General features: G+C 37.2%; 19 protein-coding genes and 1 riboswitch. Of the genes, 14 read left to right on the top strand and 5 right to left on the bottom strand.

Going from position 1 to position 17105, the window contains the following annotated elements:
• The first annotated feature begins 40 nt into the window (after positions 1 to 40).
• Positions 41 to 151, top strand: a riboswitch (TPP riboswitch).
• 157 nt (positions 152 to 308) lie between these two features.
• The 5 genes from OU989_RS11555 to OU989_RS11535 are packed head-to-tail and all read left to right on the top strand — an operon-like array spanning position 309 to position 3831.
• The gene (locus OU989_RS11555) at positions 309 to 1304 is read left to right on the top strand and encodes an ABC transporter substrate-binding protein (RefSeq protein ID WP_274793192.1); all 996 of its coding nucleotides are present in this window, start codon (positions 309 to 311) and stop codon (positions 1302 to 1304) included.
• Complete coding sequence (locus OU989_RS11550; RefSeq protein ID WP_274793191.1) at positions 1305 to 1595, top strand: thiamine-binding protein; 291 nt, start codon at positions 1305 to 1307, stop codon at positions 1593 to 1595. It begins immediately after the preceding gene.
• A complete protein-coding gene (locus OU989_RS11545) occupies positions 1595 to 2368 on the top strand; it encodes an ABC transporter permease (RefSeq protein ID WP_274793190.1) in 774 nt (257 codons plus the stop codon). The genes OU989_RS11550 and OU989_RS11545 overlap by 1 nt, the downstream gene beginning before the upstream one ends.
• Positions 2343 to 3092, top strand: coding sequence for an ABC transporter ATP-binding protein (locus OU989_RS11540; RefSeq protein ID WP_274793189.1), 750 nt, complete (start codon positions 2343 to 2345; stop codon positions 3090 to 3092). Before OU989_RS11545 ends, OU989_RS11540 begins: the two co-directional genes overlap by 26 nt.
• Positions 3082 to 3831 (top strand): TatD family hydrolase, encoded by a 750-nt coding sequence (locus OU989_RS11535; RefSeq protein WP_274793188.1) that lies wholly within the window; start codon positions 3082 to 3084, stop codon positions 3829 to 3831. Before OU989_RS11540 ends, OU989_RS11535 begins: the two co-directional genes overlap by 11 nt.
• Positions 3832 to 3878: 47 nt before the next feature.
• Here the strand turns inward: OU989_RS11535 and OU989_RS11530 are convergent, their stop codons facing one another.
• The 5 genes from OU989_RS11530 to OU989_RS11510 all read right to left on the bottom strand — a co-directional run bounded on the left by OU989_RS11530 (position 3879) and on the right by OU989_RS11510 (position 8412).
• Positions 3879 to 4055: a hypothetical protein gene (locus OU989_RS11530; RefSeq protein WP_274793187.1), complete on the bottom strand. Its 177-nt coding sequence runs from the start codon at positions 4053 to 4055 to the stop codon at positions 3879 to 3881.
• 95 nt (positions 4056 to 4150) lie between these two features.
• Positions 4151 to 5695, bottom strand: a complete 1545-nt coding sequence (locus OU989_RS11525) for a solute symporter family protein (RefSeq protein WP_274797330.1) — start codon at positions 5693 to 5695, stop codon at positions 4151 to 4153.
• An 8-nt stretch (positions 5696 to 5703) separates the two neighbouring features.
• Positions 5704 to 6042: a DUF485 domain-containing protein gene (locus OU989_RS11520; protein ID WP_274793186.1), complete on the bottom strand. Its 339-nt coding sequence runs from the start codon at positions 6040 to 6042 to the stop codon at positions 5704 to 5706.
• Between the two features lie 481 nt (positions 6043 to 6523).
• Positions 6524 to 8077, bottom strand: a complete 1554-nt coding sequence (locus tag OU989_RS11515; RefSeq protein ID WP_274793185.1) for a solute symporter family protein — start codon at positions 8075 to 8077, stop codon at positions 6524 to 6526.
• Positions 8074 to 8412 carry a DUF485 domain-containing protein gene (locus OU989_RS11510; RefSeq protein WP_274793184.1) on the bottom strand — a complete coding sequence of 113 codons (339 nt, stop codon included), beginning with the start codon at positions 8410 to 8412 and terminating at the stop codon, positions 8074 to 8076. The genes OU989_RS11515 and OU989_RS11510 overlap by 4 nt, the downstream gene beginning before the upstream one ends.
• A 585-nt stretch (positions 8413 to 8997) precedes the next feature.
• Between OU989_RS11510 and OU989_RS11505 the strand changes: the two genes are divergently transcribed.
• The 9 genes from OU989_RS11505 (at position 8998) to OU989_RS11465 (ending at position 17056) form a co-directional block, all read left to right on the top strand.
• The gene (locus tag OU989_RS11505) at positions 8998 to 9594 is read left to right on the top strand and encodes an SCO family protein (protein WP_274793183.1); all 597 of its coding nucleotides are present in this window, start codon (positions 8998 to 9000) and stop codon (positions 9592 to 9594) included.
• A 197-nt stretch (positions 9595 to 9791) separates the two neighbouring features.
• Positions 9792 to 10127, top strand: a complete 336-nt coding sequence (locus OU989_RS11500) for an ArsR/SmtB family transcription factor (protein ID WP_274793182.1) — start codon at positions 9792 to 9794, stop codon at positions 10125 to 10127.
• Between the two features lie 26 nt (positions 10128 to 10153).
• Positions 10154 to 11152, top strand: coding sequence for an NADP-dependent oxidoreductase (locus tag OU989_RS11495; RefSeq protein ID WP_274793181.1), 999 nt, complete (start codon positions 10154 to 10156; stop codon positions 11150 to 11152).
• 275 nt (positions 11153 to 11427) lie between these two features.
• Complete coding sequence (locus OU989_RS11490) at positions 11428 to 12099, top strand: GntR family transcriptional regulator (RefSeq protein WP_274793180.1); 672 nt, start codon at positions 11428 to 11430, stop codon at positions 12097 to 12099.
• A gap of 272 nt (positions 12100 to 12371) precedes the next feature.
• The gene (locus OU989_RS11485; RefSeq protein ID WP_274793179.1) at positions 12372 to 13838 is read left to right on the top strand and encodes a 4-hydroxyphenylacetate 3-hydroxylase family protein; all 1467 of its coding nucleotides are present in this window, start codon (positions 12372 to 12374) and stop codon (positions 13836 to 13838) included.
• 28 nt (positions 13839 to 13866) lie between these two features.
• Positions 13867 to 14658, top strand: a complete 792-nt coding sequence (locus OU989_RS11480) for a carbon-nitrogen family hydrolase (protein ID WP_274793178.1) — start codon at positions 13867 to 13869, stop codon at positions 14656 to 14658.
• Positions 14658 to 15332, top strand: coding sequence for a DUF2848 family protein (locus OU989_RS11475; RefSeq protein ID WP_274797329.1), 675 nt, complete (start codon positions 14658 to 14660; stop codon positions 15330 to 15332). Before OU989_RS11480 ends, OU989_RS11475 begins: the two co-directional genes overlap by 1 nt.
• A 1-nt stretch (position 15333) precedes the next feature.
• Positions 15334 to 16050 (top strand): cupin domain-containing protein, encoded by a 717-nt coding sequence (locus OU989_RS11470; protein WP_274793177.1) that lies wholly within the window; start codon positions 15334 to 15336, stop codon positions 16048 to 16050.
• Positions 16051 to 16189: 139 nt separating this feature from the next.
• Positions 16190 to 17056: an FAD synthetase family protein gene (locus tag OU989_RS11465; RefSeq protein ID WP_274793176.1), complete on the top strand. Its 867-nt coding sequence runs from the start codon at positions 16190 to 16192 to the stop codon at positions 17054 to 17056.
• Positions 17057 to 17105: the final 49 nt, after the last annotated feature.

Below are 17105 nucleotides of genomic sequence, written 5' to 3'. Positions count from 1 at the left end.
GAGTAACTATGGGTATAATAATCAACGAAAAGTTCATAGCGAAAGAATGTAGGGGGGCTAGTAGTTGCTAGCTGAGATTGTGTCCGATAGACGCTGACCCTTTGAACCTGATTTGGCTCGTACCAGCGTAGGGAACATCTATTCAAAAAAGCAAAGTTTTGAAGATTGATTGCAATTTACGTCTGGGAGGAATCCTAGGCGTTTTTTTATATTTTCAAACACCTCTTGCCCATCGTATTTACGCTTTCTTTCTGGTGACACGCATTCCTTTATGAACACTTTCATATTACAAACTGGGAGGACCTAGCATGAAAAAATGGTTATTTATTCTATTGGCTGCACTTGTAACATTAGTGGGCTGTAGTGACAAGGAGGACAAGCAGGCAACTGATAAGCTAAAAAAGGTGTCAGTAGTACTGGATTGGACTCCGAATACAAATCATACAGGGCTGTATGTCGCGAAAAAGCTTGGTTATTTTGAGGAACAAGGCTTAGATGTTGATATTATGATGCCAGGGGAAGCGGGAGCAGATCAGCTTGTAGCTTCTGGTAAGGCAGAATTTGGGGTAAGCTATCAGGAAGGCATCACACAGGCACGTGTCCAGGATGTACCACTTGTTTCGATTGCCGCCATCATTCAGCATAATACATCGGGCTTTGCTTCGATTGCTTCTAAAGGGATTACCTCACCAAAGGATTTCGAAGGTAAAACTTATGGCGGTTGGGGAGCCCCACTAGAGCAAGCGGTACTCCAATCGTTAATGCAAACAGAAAATGCCGATATTAATCAATTAGATATTGTCAATGCAGGTGATTTAGATTTCTTCACGATGATGGAAAAAGATATTGATTTTGCGTGGATTTATTATGCATGGACAGGTATTGAGGCAGAGCTTCGTGGGGAAAAGATTAATATGTTGTATTTAACGGATTATAGTGATCAGTTGGATTATTATACGCCTGTTTTGGCTACTAATGAAAAAATGATAAAGGACAATCCTGATGTTGTAAAAGCCTTTGTTGCAGCTGCTTCTAAAGGTTATGAATACGCAATCGAGCATCCGAGTGAGGCTGCAGATATTTTACTAGAAGCGGCACCTGACTTAGATAAAGAATTAGTGCATAAAAGTCAAGAATGGTTAGCTGATAAATATCAGGACGATGCGAAGCAATGGGGAGAGCAAAAGCTTTCTGTATGGGAAAACTATGCTAATTGGATGTCTAGCAACAAGGTATTAGAGGGCGAGTTTGATGCAAAGCAAGCCTTTACGAATGATTTCTTACCTAAAAAGGAGGCCAAATAAATGGCAAATTCATTAATCAGTGTCCAAATTATCCCGAAAACAGAGAAATATGAGGATGTCATTCCTTATGTGGATGCAGCCATTGCTGTGATTGATGCATCTGGTGTGAAATATGAAGTACATCCGCTAGAAACGACGATGGAAGGTGAGCTGTCAACATTGCTTCAACTTATTGAGAAAATGAATGACAAGATGATAGAGCTTGGTGCTATTAATGTGATTACACAAGTGAAAATACTCTATCAGCCAACTGGTATTACCATGGATACATTAACGGAGAAATATCAGTAATGAAACAAGCGTTTCAAAAGGGAAGGACGATCATCTTTATCGCCTTCCTCTTATTCATCTGGGAACTAGTCGTGCATGTGGCTGAAGTTCCCCATTGGCTTCTACCTGCACCAAGTCGTATTCTGATGGAAGGCTTTCAATCGTATCCAACCTTTTTACCACATGCTTTGGCTACGGTGCAATTGGCCATATTAGGTCTTGCTATTGGTATTGGTTGTGGATTAACGGTAGCTATTGTGTTGCATCGATTTTTGTTTATTCGGGAGTTGTTTTATCCGATTTTGATCATGTCGCAAAATATCCCAATACTTGTCTTAGCACCGCTGCTCATAATATGGTTTGGCTTTGGCTTATTACCAAAGCTCATTATTATTTGCCTTGTGTGCTTTTTCCCGATAGTCATTGCGGCCATGGACGGATTTCGTCAAACTTCACCTGAATTAAAGCACTATTTTGCGATGATTGGTGCGACAACTTCGCAAACTTTTTGGAAATTGGAATGGCCGCATGCATATCCTGCTATATTTTCAGGCGTTAAAATCGCTGCTACATACAGTGTCATGGGTGCTGTCATTGCAGAGTGGCTTGGTGCGAAAAAGGGTATTGGCGTATATATGACCTTAGCTCAATCCTCCTTTCGCACGGATCGTGTATTTGTCGCGATTTTTGCCATTGTTTTGTTAAGCTTACTGTTGTTTAGCAGTATACGATTTATAGAAAAAATCATGGTGAAGGGGAGAGGCAACCATGCTCAGCATTCAAAACATCAGTAAATCCTTTGATGCCCTGCAAGTCCTTGAAGATCTGTCCTTTGAGGTTAAGGATGGCGAGTTTGTAGCTATTGTGGGTCCTTCAGGAAGTGGTAAAAGTACGTTGTTTCAATTAATAGGTGGTGTCTCTTCAATCGATCATGGGGCCATTTTATTAAATGGAGAGGATTTACAGCAAAAGAGAGGGACGATTGGCTATATGCCCCAGCAGCCTTGTCTATTGCCTTGGCGTACCATCTTAGAGAACGTTACCATCGTGGAGGAATTACAGCGTAAACCAAACGTCGAACGTGCCAAGGAATGGCTAGAAAAGGTTGGTCTTGGGTCCTTTATCGATGCCTATCCAAATGAACTGTCAGGCGGCATGCAACAGCGAGTCTCCTTCATACGTGCCTTAGTTAGTGATAAGCCCATTTTATGCTTAGATGAACCCTTTTCGGCGCTAGACGAATTTACGAGATTGGAAATGCAGGCATGGCTTTTATCTATCTGGGAAGAGTACCGGAAATCTATTCTATTTGTTACGCATAGTATAGAAGAGGCTCTCTTTTTGGCAGATCGAATATTAGTCTTAACGAAAAGGCCTGCAACGGTTAAAAAGGAAATGATCGTACCGTTTGCTAGACCTCGCCGAGAGGAAATTCGTCATTCTGCTGCATTTACAGCCTTAAAGCAACAATTATTTATGTATTTACAAGAAGAAAAGGGTGATATGCATGCTGATTGATGCTCATATTCATTTAGATCAGTATAAAGATGAGGAGATTCCAACTTTGCTAGAAGATGCCGATTTTGTCATTGCGGTTAGCATGCATTTGACATCATGCCAAAGGACATTGCATTTATCAAACAGCTATCCTCAAGTTAAGGTAGCTTTTGGCTTTCATCCTGAACAGTCTTTACCAAGTCAATGTGAAGAGGATGCACTATTTGATTGGATTCGTTGTCATGCAGATGAAATGGTCGCTGTTGGAGAGGTTGGCCTTCCTTATTATTTAAGGCAAGAACATGCTATTGATGACCGTCCTTACGTGGTGCTATTAGAGCGTTTTATTGTTTTGGCAAAGGAACTTAACAAGCCGATTATCTTACATGCTGTCTATGAGGACGCTGCCATCGTATGTGATTTGCTTGAAAAGCATCAGTTTCATCAAGCTCATTTTCATTGGTTTAAAGGGGATGAAACTGTAGTGAAACGCATGATTCAGCATGGTTATTTTATTTCCATCACCCCTGATTGTTTGTATGAAAAAGAAATTCAACAGTTGATTGAAACGTACCCTATTGAACTTATGATGGTCGAAACAGACGGTCCTTGGCCGTTTGAAGGTCCATTTACGAATAAGCGAACATCTCCGTGGATGATGCATTCGACGATTGAGGTGATCGCGCATATTAAGGGGCTGTCAACACAGGAAGCGGCTAAAATCATTAGTGAAAATACTAAGAACTTCTATCAGCTTTAATAGTTCTTCTGCATTAAAGTTAAGAAAAAAGCAGTATAGGGTACGAATTAGTCGTCCTTATACTGCTTTTTATGTTTTGAGTAATCATGCTCTAATTTTTCATTCTTTGTTTTTGTTACACGTTCATGTGTACTAAAGGAGATCGATTGTCGATTTTTTTCAACATCCTTGCCTACTGTCCGTTTAACATGCATTCGTTGCTTTTTAGCTTTAGATTGTGACATACATTTACCCTCCAATCCTTTCTAACATTATAGTAGCGAATAGGGGAGAAAAAGTAAAACCTCGTAAGCAAGATACTTACGAGGTTCTCATGGTATTAGTGAGATACGTCCTGTACAGAAATACCTGTGTTAGCTTTCACGTCTACTTCACGATATTTCGACTCATCACTTTCTTTAGATAGTAATGTGCCAATAAAGCCACCAAGGAAACCAAGTGGTACAGAAATTAAAGCAGGATTCGTTAACATGATTAATGGTTCACCAACGAAAATGGCCTTACCTTCAACTGGATTCCACACGTTTGGTGAAATAGCTACTAATACTAATGCTGAAATTAAACCTGTTAACATCGCTGTTACAGCACCAGCTGTATTAAAGCGTTTCCAATAAATTGTGTAAATGATAACTGGAAGGTTAGCAGATCCTGCAATACAGAATGCTAGAGATACTAAGAATGCAACGTTTAATGTTTGTGCACCAAGCGCTAATAGGATAGAAATAACAGCAATTGTAATCGAACCAATACGAGCTGCAAGAACTTGCTCTTTTTCTGTAATTTTACCCTTTTTAATAATTTGTCCATAAATATCATGTGATAGGGCAGATGCACCTGACAGTACAAGACCTGCTACTACTGCAAGAATTGTTGCGAATGCTACCGCACAAACAAATGAGAATAGAATGTCGCCACCAAGTGCTTCTGCAAGAAGTGGGGCAGCCATGTTACCAGCTGCGTTTGCCGCGATAATGTCTTCTTTCCCAACGAATGCTGCTGCACCGAAACCTAAGAAAATAGTTAGAACATAGAAGATACCTACAATCCAAGTTGCCCAAATAACCGAAGAACGAGCTGTTTGTGCGTCTTTTACTGTGAAGAAACGCATTAAGATATGTGGTAGCCCCGCAGTCCCTAATACTAACGCAATAAGCATTGAGATAGTATCAAGTCCATCCGTATATTTTAGACCTGGGTTTAAATAAGCAGCACCACTATCAGTAGCTGTTGTCATTTCTTTGAACATTGTAGATATACTGAAGCCGAACTCTTTTAATACTAAGAACGAGATAATTACTGTACCTAACATTAAAAGACAAGCTTTAATGATTTGTACCCAAGATGTTGCAGTCATACCACCGAATAGTACGTAAGTTGTCATCATGAAACCAACGATTAATACGGCGATCCAATAGTCGATTCCTAAAAGTAATTGAATAAGTGCTCCTGCACCAACTAGTTGTGCAATCATGTAGAATAAAACAATTGTAATAGTGCTTAAAGCAGCTGTTCCACGTACTTTTGCGTTATTGAACCGCGCTGTAATCATGTCAGCTAATGTAAATTTCCCTAAGTTACGTAATGGCTCAGCTACGATGTATAACACCACTAAGTAAGCTACTAAATAACCAATAGAGAAGAAGAATCCGTCAAATCCAAATAATGCTACTGCACCAGCGATACCTAGGAAAGAGGCTGCTGATAGATAGTCACCAGCGATAGCTAGTCCATTTTGCCAGCCTGTTAAGCCACCACCAGCAGTGTAGAAATCACTTGCTGAAGATGTACGTTTAGAAGCCCACCATGTAATAACTAAAGTTAAACCAACAATGGCTACGAAGAAGAATATGGCTGTAAAGCTCATTCCATTACTCATAGGCGGCCACCTCCGTTTTCATATTCAGCGATGATCGCTTTTGCTTCTTTATCAAAACTGTTTGCTTTCGCTACATATAAATGACATAACCCCCATGTCATGATGAATAGCCCTGCAGAATAGATCCACACCCAAGTAATTTCCCCAAATGCCTTTTGGTGTAGAATTTCCGTGTATGATGTCAGAATTGGTAACATCATGTAGGCCAATAAAAATATGGCAGTTATAGACCAAAGAAAAGAGTTCTTTCTTCGTACAAGAGCCTTAAATGATTCTTGGTTAGCAATTGCATCATAGTCAATCACGACACCTTTTTTCGCTTGATTGTTCGCCATTAACATTCCCCATTTTGTGTATATTTTTTCTGCCTCAAGACTAAAATTTGCTAGTTTAGTGAATTCACATTTTCATTTTATGAAACAGTTCACAAAATTGCAATACATTTCAGAAAAATTATGTAAAAAAAATTTTTCTGAAAATAGTCCTAGGAGAGAAAAAATGGCACAAAGTCAAGGGTATAAAGGGTTTTAGAAAATTCAGATAAATAAATGAAGTAAAGAGAAATCTAGATTCTTGATAAAAAAAGGAGGGTAAATTTACAAAAAAATCTCGTTTTTTTAACTAAAAATAAACACTATTCACCTAGTGGAAATTGGATTTTTTCTGTTTTTTGGAAGAGGAATAGTATTGTTCGATAAATAAATTGGTAGATATCGAATAACAAAAAAGGCGAAAAACTCGACCAAAAATCGAATTTTTTGCCTATTTTTTTGCACTTTTTGAATTGAGATTCATTATAAGAGAGGTGTATAAATATTAATGAGAAATGTCCGATACTGACACACCCGTATTCGCTTTCACGCGAATTTCTTTATAAATACGTTCTGCCTCTTCCTGTGGTACTTTACTTGAAGAAAGAACTGTACCTAGATATCCAGCAACAAAGCCTAGAGGAATGGTAATGATAGCTGGAACCGCAAGTGGGACAAGTGGTTGTCCTACAAAGATTGCAGCACCTTCAACTGGGCTCCACACATTTGGTCCCATCGCTCCTAAAATTAAACAAGATACTAATCCTGTTACCATTGCCGTTACAGCACCTGTAGAATTAAATTTCTTCCAATAGATTGTATAAAGGATAACAGGTAGATTGGCTGAAGCACCGATACAAAAGGCAAAGGACACTAAGAATGAAACATTTAAGCTTTGAGCGAATAATGCAAGAATTATAGATACAATGGCAATCGAAATGGAGCCAGTACGGGCAGCTACCACTTGTTGCTTTTCTGTTAATTTACCTCCTTTCATGATTTCTCCATAAATATCATGAGATATCGCAGACGCCCCAGTTAACACTAAACCTGAAACAACGGCTAAAATAGTCGCAAACGCTACGGCACCGATAAATGCCATCAATACATCGCCACCTAAATAATGGGCAAGTAGTGGGGCAGCCGTGTTACCAGCCTTACTTTCAGCAAGAATTTGATCAAGCCCAACAAAGTTTAATGCACCAAACCCTAGGAAAATCGTTAATGAGAAGAAAATAGCTGTAATCCAAGTTGTCCAAGAAATTGATGCACGTGCTGTCTTGGCATCCTTGACTGTAAAGAAACGCATTAAAATATGAGGTAAGCCAGACGTTCCTAAAACTAAAGCCATCATCATAGAAACAGAATCAATAGTACTTGTGTATTTTATTCCGGGTACAAGGAATTCCTCACCATGATCTACGGCAATTGTGTCAAACATTTTCATAAGAGAGAAGTCAAATTTCACTAATACTAATACGGCTAAAAGACCTGTCCCAAATAATAATAAGCTTGCTTTAATGATTTGTACCCAAGAAGTCGCAGTCATTCCACCAAACAAAACATAAGTTGTCATCATAACGCCGACAATTAACACAGCAATCCAGTACTCAATTCCAAACAATAGCTTAATTAATGCACCGGCACCTACTAGCTGTGCAATCATATAAAGAATGACAATAATAATAGTGCCTGACGCAGCTACACCACGGATACGTTTTTCATTAAAACGAGCCGTTAACATATCTGCTAATGTATAGCGTCCTAAATTACGCATAGGCTCAGCAATGACATAAAGTAGCACTAAATTTGCCACTACATAGCCTACAGAGAAGAAGAAACCATCAAAACCTGTTAAGGCAATCGCACCAGACACCCCAAGGAAAGCTGCGGCAGATAAATAGTCACCAGCAATCGCAAAGCCATTTTGCCACCCCTTTAAACCACCACCAGCTGTATAGAAATCAGCTGCAGAGGACGTACGCTTTGCTGCAATATAAGTAACCACAAGTGTTAAGCCGACAATAGCTAGAAAGAAGCCGATAGATACAATGTTCATTTATTTTCTCCCTTCGCATGATATTCTTCGAGCACAGCAGCTGCAGCTTTATCGAATGAAGCCGCTTTTTTTACATATACTGTACAAAGCACAATGGTCATGATAAATAAGCCTGCGGAATATACCCATACACCCGTAATATTTCCGAAGAATTTTTGTTGTAGTACAGGCTGGAAGGCAAGGATCGGTAGCAAGATATAAAGGATAAGAAACACTGCTGTAATCGAGAAAAGAAACGTATTTTTCTTTTTCACAAAGCTATTAAACGATTCCATTGCCTCTATTGCATGATAATCAATAGACTGAGCCTGTTTTTTTGTTGAAACGTTCACCATTATTATTCCCCCTAAAGTTATATATTTCTGTTTCAAACGACATATTTCTTTTTCGTTCGTCGTTATATTCACTTATTTTATGAGGGAGAATCTTATAATGCAATACTAAATTTTGAGTTTTTATAATTTTTAGTCACTTTGAATCATAGGAAATAATGTAGAAATAATAAGGAATTGTTAGAAAATAAATGTATAAAAGAGAGAATGAATTTTTATTGAAATAATATTATTAAAATAGTTTGTTGTTAATAAAGGTGAATGTAGAAGAAAATAATAACCTAAAAGAGAATATTGTGTTTTATATTATTTTAAGATTAAATTTTGCATAGGATCTAAAGGTGGATAATTGTGTTATATAACAATTATCTGATGCCTTGGGAAATAACAAAAAATAATAAAAAAACTTCTAAAAAATTTTTTTAAAAATAAGTTTTGTTTTAAAGATTTCACATGATAATATACCAAAAAAAGTTAATGTTCACAGGTTACACAAAAAGCGATCTGTAAGTAAGTTCATTATCTTGTATTTAGCTTGTATTATGAATAAAATAAGGTGATGAAATGAAGGGAAGTGGGGCAACTCAAATGAAAAAGAAAAGTATACTGCTAGTTTTAGTTTTAGCCTTAAGTAGTATTTTAGCTGCTTGCGGAGGTTACAAGTTTGAGCCAACATTAAATCTTGAGGTTCAAGATTTTACAGTAACCAATCAAAAAAATGAACAAGTACGCCTCGATGATCTGAAGGGAAAACCGTGGTTAGCCATGTTTATTTTTACAAACTGTACGACCATTTGTCCGCCAATGACATTTAATATGACAGAGGTCCAACAGGCACTTCAGGATGAGGGTTTAGAGGATTATCAAATTGTCGCCTTTAGTGTAGATCCAGAAGTGGATAAGCCAGAAGTATTAACGAATTACTTAAATACGTATAATGTTGTGGATGACAGCAAATGGCAGTTGTTAACAGGCTATCAACAAAAATTCATTGAACAATTCGCACGTAAATCATTCAATTCATTAGTTAAAAATGATCCTAACTCAGACCAAGTCATACATATGTCAAACTATTATTTAGTAAACGCAGACGGCACAGTTGTCAAAGACTATGATGGCGCGACAAACGTACCAGTAGAAACTATTGTTGGAGATATGAAAGCTCTTATAAAAGAAAGCAAATAATGCAGAGGTCCATGTGACTTCTGTGTTTTTTTATTGTCATAAGGGAAGAGTATAAGTTATTGACCTTCTCACTTTGATTCGTCTCGATTTTCTTTCTCAATATTGCAAAGAGTACACCATTACGATATTGTTGTTTTCAGTTATCGTTCATTAACTTAAACTATTGAACTAATGAAATAAAGGAGGCTTCGAAATACATGAATAAACAGGACCAGCTTTCCATGATTAAGGACGACTTTATGAATTGTCAAAAGGTTCTATTGGCGATTGGTGATGAAACCCGACAATCAATTTTATTGGTTTTAATGGGAACAAATTGTCAAACTGGATTGCGTGTAGGAGAAATCACGGAACAAACACATCTTTCTCGACCGGCTGTGTCACATCATTTAAAGATTTTACGAGATGCTGGTGTTATTTTAATGCGAAAAGAAGGTACAAAAAATTTTTATTATATAGATATACGTACAAAATTAGGGTTATTAAAAAATCTTGTCTTAGATATCGAGACATTGTTAACGGAATATTATTGACGATAGATGATTTGGAGGAATAAACAATGAAAGCAATGGTGATTGATCGATATGGTAAAGCCCCAATGAGGTTGGCAGAAATGCCTACACCTGAAATTAATGAATTTGAGGTACTCGCTGAAATTCATGCAGCTAGTATTAATCCAATTGATTTCAAAATACGTGATGGAAAGGTGAGGCTGTTAATACAATATAAAATGCCTCTTATCCTTGGCAATGATTTTTCCGGTGTTATTGTAAAAGTAGGCAAAAAAGTAACTCGTTTTAAAGTTGGGGATGAAATATATGCGCGCCCAAGGAAAAGTAAAATTGGTACCTTTGCGGAATATATCTCCATTCATGAAGATGATATCGCCCTAAAGCCTAAAAATTTGAGCTTTGAAGAAGCTGCTTCGATTCCACTAGTAGGATTAACCTCATACCAAGCCTTACATGACATCATGCAATTACAAAAAGGTCAAAAGATATTAATTCATGCTGGCTCTGGTGGTGTTGGAACATTTGCAATTCAACTGGCAAAAGCAATGGGTGCCACAGTTGCTACAACGGCAAGTGAAGCTGGTGCCAATTTAGTGACCTCGTTAGGTGCAGATAAAGTGATAAATTATAAGAAAGAAAACTTTGAAGCTATTTTAAAAAATTACGATGCTGTCTTTGATACGCTTGGAGGAAAGACACTAGAAAAGTCTTTCAAAATTATTAAGAATGGTGGAAATATTGTAACCGTATCAGGCAGGCCAAATGCCCGCTTCGCCAAGGAATATGGTTCAGGATGGTGGAAAACCTTGTTATTTTCAGCAGCAAGTCGTAAGTTGACTGCACTGGAAAAGAAACATCATGCTCAATACTCATTTTTATTTATGAAGCCAAGTGGCGATCAATTGCGTATTATTGCTGATTTGATTGAGTCTGGTAGCATCAAACCAGTTATTGATAGAACTTTTTCATTTGAAGAAGCAGAAAAGGCTATGAAATATGCGGAATCTGGTAGAGCTAAAGGGAAGATCATAGTAAAAATTAAATAATATCATGTTCTAGCAAATGTTTCGTTTGTACAAACATGCCCTTCACGGTTTACGTTGTTAATTGTTTATTAGAACATATGTAGGCTGGAGAAGGGCTTTCTTTATGATATTGCTTCACTTGCCCAGAAATTTCTGAAAAAACAAAAAATGATGTTGACTTATGATAATCGTATTTTGTATTATGTATACATAAAACATAAAGAGTTTAAACCATTCATATAAATTCAATTTTTTAATTTCGTATGGTAAAGACTTAATAAAAAGGATGGATTATTATGGAAGGGGCACAATTAAAGCCGATTGAAAAAGAAAAAACAACACAGGACAAAGTGTATAAAGAAATTAAAAAAGCTATTTTATACGGTGGTATAACTAGTGATGAAATTTTTACAGAAGTTCAATTAGCCGAAAAATTAAATACGTCAAGAACGCCGGTAAGAGCTGCTCTTCAAGACTTGATAAAGGAAGGCTTACTTGTTTCTGTTCCAAGAAAAGGAATGACTGTGAAAAAACTTACCGAGGATGAACAAAAGGAAGTCTTTTTATTAAGAAGTGCAATTGAAGTAGAGGCAGTAAAAAAACTCATACAGATCATTACATCTCCTGATCAATTAAAATCACTAAAGCTCATTGTGGAGCAACAGGAAGAGGCGCTGCAAAATGATGATGCGATTCGTTTTATTGGACTCGACCATGAATTCCATCTATCACTTACAAAGTTAGCTAAATTTACTATTATGGAACAAATGCTGACGAATCTTCATAATCTAACACAGCTTATGGGTTTAAGAGCTGTTAGGCAGCCAGGACGAATGAAAAGTGTGCTAGAGGAACACCAACAAATTATTCAAGCTATAGAGGAAAAAAATCCTGACGCAGCTTCTGAAATGATTTTACATCATTTAGAAAAGACGAAAGAAACGTTAATGGTTATGGATAATTCCTAATAGCCATTAATGCTTTGAAGGGAGGTGTTAAAGGAAGTTACTACTGACTAGAGTCACTTCAAATTGTTCAATTAGGGAATATCTAATCTTATTTTTTATTTTATTGAAAGCGCTTGCGGTGAAGTCTATATTAAATTATTGTAATTTTTTGAATTATTTCAGGAATCAATGTATACACAATACAGTATACAAAATACTTGATGGGGGTATTGATTGTCTGAAAGATTGTCTCTTTAACATCTATATAGTTAACACATTGGGAGGAATGAAAGATGGTTAGAACAAGTCAAGAGTATTTACAAGCATTGAAAGATGATAGAGCGATCTACATAAATGGAGAAAGAGTGAGAGATGTAGCGACTCATCCTGCTTTTAAAGGAATTACAAATACAATTGCTGGTTTATACGATTTAGCATTAGATGAATCACAAAATATGCTTTATAAAACTGAGGATGGAACGCTAGCAAATAAAATCTATATGATCCCCAAAAGTCGTGAGGAATTAAAGGAACGTAGATTGGCCATTTCTAAATGGTCTGAAGCAACTTGTGGATTTGTTGGCAGAAGTCCAGACCATGTCGCTAGTTTTTTAGCTTCATTTGCCAGTTCACCAGAAGTATTTGAACGTGGGGGAAAAGGTTTTGGAGAAAATGTGTTAAATTTCTATAAACATGTTCGAGATCATGATTTATATGTAACCTATGTTATCATTCCACCACAAATTGACCGAAGTAAAGCAGCTCATGAGCTAGAAGATAAATACCTCCCTGTAGGCGTTTATGAAGAAAAAGAGGATGGAATTGTAGTAAGAGGCTCTCAAATGCTTGGTACAGCTTCAGCCGTATCAGATTACTTATTTGTAAGCTGTCTTACGCCACTACGTCCTGGTGATGAAGACTATGCTTTATCCTTTGTCTTACCGATTAATGCAAAAGGGTTGAAATTTTATGCGAGACCTAGTTACGCTGAAAAATCACCAAGCACATTTGATTATCCTTTGTCTTCTCGCTTTGATGAAAGCGATTCGTTAGTTGTTTTTGATGATGTATTTATTCCATGGTCACATATTTTTGTCTACAAAAATATTGATATTGTAAGGGCCCAGTTCCATGAAACACCAGCTCACGTTTTAGGCAATAATCAAGCACAAATTAGATTTAGTAACAAATTAAAGTTTTTAATTGGTGCAGCACGTAAAGTGACAGCAATGAATGGTATTGATAAAATCCCTTCTGTTCAAGAAAAGCTAGGTGAATTAGCATCTATTGCAGCATCTGTAGAAGGTAATTTATTAGCTTCAGAATATAATTGTACGATTGATAAAAATGGGGTAGCTCGACCAGATCCACGTTTCCTTTATGGTGTAGTTGGTCAGCAGGATATTATTTATGCATCTACTATTCGAATTTTAAGAGAGCTTTGTGGTGGAGGTGTTTTACAATTGCCTTCCTCATATAAAGAAATGATCAATCCTGATACGAAAGATGATATATACCAATATATCCGTTCAACAGGGGTTGGTGCGGAAGAGAGAATCAAATTATTTAAGTTAGTATGGGACATTATTGGTTCAGAATTTGGTGGTAGACATCAACAATACGAATTGTTCTATAATGGAGCACCATTTGTAACGAAAGGCTACGCATTTAGAAATTACGGCTATGAAGAGCCAGTAAAAATGGTGGAAACATTTTTAGAAAGTTATTCTCTTCCTACTCAAGTCGAGGAACTAGTTTAGGAAATATTGAGAAAAGGAGGTTGAAAATATGAAGATTGCTTCCATCCAAATGGAGATTAAAGAGAATGAATCTAAAATCGCCCGTATAGATCGTGTGGAATCCATGATTGATAAGTTAAAAGGTCAAGATTTAATTGTGCTACCTGAAACATGGGCTACGGGATACTTTGCATTTGATCGATATGTTGATGAATCAGAGGAAATAAATGGAGATTTTGTCCAACGATTCTCTTCAAAGGCAAAAGAAGTTCAATCCTATCTTTTTGCAGGCAGTTTCATAGAAAGAAATAATGGAAAATTTTATAACACAAGTGTTCTATTTTCTCCTGATGGGGACCTAATAGGCACGTATAGAAAAATTCACCTATTCCGCTACGGTTCCCATGAAGGGAAAATCCTTACTAGAGGTAATGAAATCACTGTAGTTGATACAGATTTTGGGAAGGTTGGATTATCAACTTGCTATGATTTACGATTCCCTGAATTATATCGTGCACAGGTAGATTTAGGAGCAGAGCTACTTCTTGTTACATCCGCTTGGCCACATGCTAGATTAGAGCATTGGAAAATATTTAATACAGCTCGAGCATTAGAAAATCAATGTTTCTTAATTTCGAGTAATTGTGTAGGCAATACGCATGGCGTTCATTTAGGCGGACACAGTCAAGTGGTCGATCCTTGGGGAATTGTAATGGCAAGTGGAGGAGATGAAGAAACGATTGTAAAAACAGAAATTGATCCTTCTCAAATTGCGCACATTCGTGATGTTTTCCCTAATTTAAAGCATCGAGTTTTAGACAGACAGGAGGAGTACATTTGATGAATATTATCGTTTCAGGAAAGAGCATGGAGGTTACACCTAAACGCCTGCTTATTGCTGGCTATACAGGAAAAGATCAGGCATCTGTAAAAAAACATATTGATGAATTAAAAGCGATTGGCGTTCCAGCACCACCTCAAGTGCCGATGATTTACGATGTTTCAACAGATCTTATTACGACAAGCTCAGCTATTTCAGTAGTCAAAGAAACGAGTAGTGGTGAGGCTGAAGTCGTTATTATGAATGTGAAAGGACAATGGTATGTAGGACTAGGCAGTGATCACACGGATCGTGAGCTTGAAAAAGTCTCCATCCAAAAATCCAAACAGGTTTGCAGCAAGCCTATTTCATCACAATTTTGGTTACTGGATGACATTGCAAGTCGCTGGGATGACATTGAAATGAGAAGTTGGATGCTGGTGAATGGCGTGAAACAGGAATATCAAACGGGAACACTTGGTGAGTTCCTACATCCAAAAGATTTACTAACTATTATTGAAGACCGTGGATATTATTGTGAGGATATGATGATATTTTGTGGCACCTTACCAATTGTTACTGGAGAATTTATATACGGTGACGGTTTTTCAGCAGAATTATATGATCGTTTAACTGACCGAAAAATCGAATTAGATTACAAGGTTCATATTTTAGCAGATGCGGAGGTCGTTTGACATGGGAAAACCAGATATTGATGTGCTTATTAAACCAGAGCATGAATTTGTTAATTATAAAACGTTTGAGACAGTTGCTTCAAAAACGGTAGAAGGCTCCTCACAACGAATTATCGCAAAGATTCCGGGTACTGAAGTGGCAACACGTATTCTGGAATTAGGCGCAGGGGTAGATACGTCCCCAGATGGCGTACAAGTTCATGATTTCTGGGAAGAGTTATATATTATGGAAGGGTCGTTAATTGATTTACGCCTGAATAAGGAATTTTCAGCTGGTATGGTAGCATGTCGTCCACCTGGAATGGAGCATGGTCCGTGGAAATCACCAAACGGCTGTAAAATTTTCGAGGTTCGTTATTATGCGAATCAGGAGAAAGAAGAGCATGAATTTGTTGACTATAAAACGTTTGAGGCTATTCCTTCAAAAACGGTAGAAGGCTCCGCACAACGAATTATCGCACAAATTCCAGGTACTGAAGTAGCAACACGTATTCTTGAACTAGGTGCAGGGGCAGACACTTCCCCAGATGGTGTACAAGTTCATGATTTCTGGGAAGAATTATACATTATCGAAGGATCCTTAATCGACTTACGCCTGAATGAGGAATTTTCAGCTGGTATGGTAGCATGTCGACCTCCTGGCATGGAGCATGGACCTTGGAAATCACCAAATGGCTGCAAAATTTTTGAAGTTCGCTACTACTCAAATAAAGAGTAAGCATAGAAGAGAAGCTAATTAGATGGGGTGAAGAATCTCATCTAAAATGCCTCTGGTCAACACCTACACTTTTTATTGTCCTTTAATGTATACACAGTACAGTATACATTTATATAACTTGTAAGGAAGGTGAAGCAAAGTGGAAGTTTTGTATTTAACACACCCATTGAACGGGCATGTTGCCATTCAAGAACCACATGTGATGGCTTTAGGTTTTTTCGATGGCGTTCATTTAGGTCACCAATATTTATTACAGCAAGCAAAGAAAGTAGCTAATAAAAAAAAGTTAAAATTGTCAGTAATGACTTTTCATCCTCATCCTAGTGAAATTATTAAATGTGAAACAGATAGAAAATATATTACCCCGTTATCTTCTAAACTTGAAGAAATGTCTCAATTCGGTGTTGATAGAGTTTTGGTAATGGAATTCACATTGCTTTTCGCTTCACTTCCTGCAAGTGAATTTATTAATCAATATATAATCAATCTCCATGCTACACATGTTGTCGCGGGTTTTGACTTTACCTTTGGTTATAAAGCGCAAGGAAATGTAGATTATTTACGAAAGGCTAGTTTATCCAATCCCTTTGATGTAACGGTCATCCCCAAAAGAATTACGAATGATAACAAGATAAGCTCAACGTTGATTAGAGAATTAATAAGTGAAGGTGATGTTCACTTAGTTCCCTATTACTTAGGAAAGCATTATGAAATAAAGGGAAGCTCCCATTACCCAAAAGATCTGTTTATCTATCAGCAGTTGAATAGTATGGAGTTTCATATTCAAGAGAAATATGTGATGCCAAAACCAGGCTTGTATAAAGTTGAAATAGCTTATGGAGATAGAACCATTCAAGGCTTTTTAAAACATAGTGGCTCCAATGATTCCAGGGTAGAACTGAATAGTAATAAACTAGATAGGCTAAAAGAGGGAAATCATCAAGAAATGACTGTAAAATTTTTTAACAAGGTCGCTTATATGGATAGTATCCCTATTTGGAATTAAAGTTTAACTACAAAATGGTATTAAAAAATCAAATAGTTGGAGGAATGTG

The sequence above is a fragment of the Lysinibacillus irui genome, assembly GCF_028877475.1.
In the GTDB taxonomy this organism is placed as follows: Bacteria; Bacillota; Bacilli; order Bacillales_A; family Planococcaceae; genus Lysinibacillus; species Lysinibacillus irui.
The sequence above is the reverse complement of the archived record's forward strand: the minus strand, read 5'-3'. Positions and strand labels throughout refer to the sequence as shown.

Coding starts and splice junctions, on each gene's coding strand:
- OU989_RS11535 (WP_274793188.1), top strand. CDS start 3,082: ATGCTGATTGATGCTCATATTCATTTAGATCAGTATAAAGATGAGGAG.
- OU989_RS11510 (WP_274793184.1), bottom strand. CDS start 8,412: ATGGTGAACGTTTCAACAAAAAAACAGGCTCAGTCTATTGATTATCAT.
- OU989_RS11555 (WP_274793192.1), top strand. CDS start 309: ATGAAAAAATGGTTATTTATTCTATTGGCTGCACTTGTAACATTAGTG.
- OU989_RS11530 (WP_274793187.1), bottom strand. CDS start 4,055: ATGTCACAATCTAAAGCTAAAAAGCAACGAATGCATGTTAAACGGACA.
- OU989_RS11550 (WP_274793191.1), top strand. CDS start 1,305: ATGGCAAATTCATTAATCAGTGTCCAAATTATCCCGAAAACAGAGAAA.
- OU989_RS11505 (WP_274793183.1), top strand. CDS start 8,998: ATGAAAAAGAAAAGTATACTGCTAGTTTTAGTTTTAGCCTTAAGTAGT.
- OU989_RS11545 (WP_274793190.1), top strand. CDS start 1,595: ATGAAACAAGCGTTTCAAAAGGGAAGGACGATCATCTTTATCGCCTTC.
- OU989_RS11490 (WP_274793180.1), top strand. CDS start 11,428: ATGGAAGGGGCACAATTAAAGCCGATTGAAAAAGAAAAAACAACACAG.
- OU989_RS11470 (WP_274793177.1), top strand. CDS start 15,334: ATGGGAAAACCAGATATTGATGTGCTTATTAAACCAGAGCATGAATTT.
- OU989_RS11520 (WP_274793186.1), bottom strand. CDS start 6,042: ATGGCGAACAATCAAGCGAAAAAAGGTGTCGTGATTGACTATGATGCA.
- OU989_RS11540 (WP_274793189.1), top strand. CDS start 2,343: ATGCTCAGCATTCAAAACATCAGTAAATCCTTTGATGCCCTGCAAGTC.
- OU989_RS11495 (WP_274793181.1), top strand. CDS start 10,154: ATGAAAGCAATGGTGATTGATCGATATGGTAAAGCCCCAATGAGGTTG.
- OU989_RS11500 (WP_274793182.1), top strand. CDS start 9,792: ATGAATAAACAGGACCAGCTTTCCATGATTAAGGACGACTTTATGAAT.
- OU989_RS11515 (WP_274793185.1), bottom strand. CDS start 8,077: ATGAACATTGTATCTATCGGCTTCTTTCTAGCTATTGTCGGCTTAACA.
- OU989_RS11475 (WP_274797329.1), top strand. CDS start 14,658: ATGAATATTATCGTTTCAGGAAAGAGCATGGAGGTTACACCTAAACGC.
- OU989_RS11485 (WP_274793179.1), top strand. CDS start 12,372: ATGGTTAGAACAAGTCAAGAGTATTTACAAGCATTGAAAGATGATAGA.
- OU989_RS11525 (WP_274797330.1), bottom strand. CDS start 5,695: ATGAGCTTTACAGCCATATTCTTCTTCGTAGCCATTGTTGGTTTAACT.
- OU989_RS11480 (WP_274793178.1), top strand. CDS start 13,867: ATGAAGATTGCTTCCATCCAAATGGAGATTAAAGAGAATGAATCTAAA.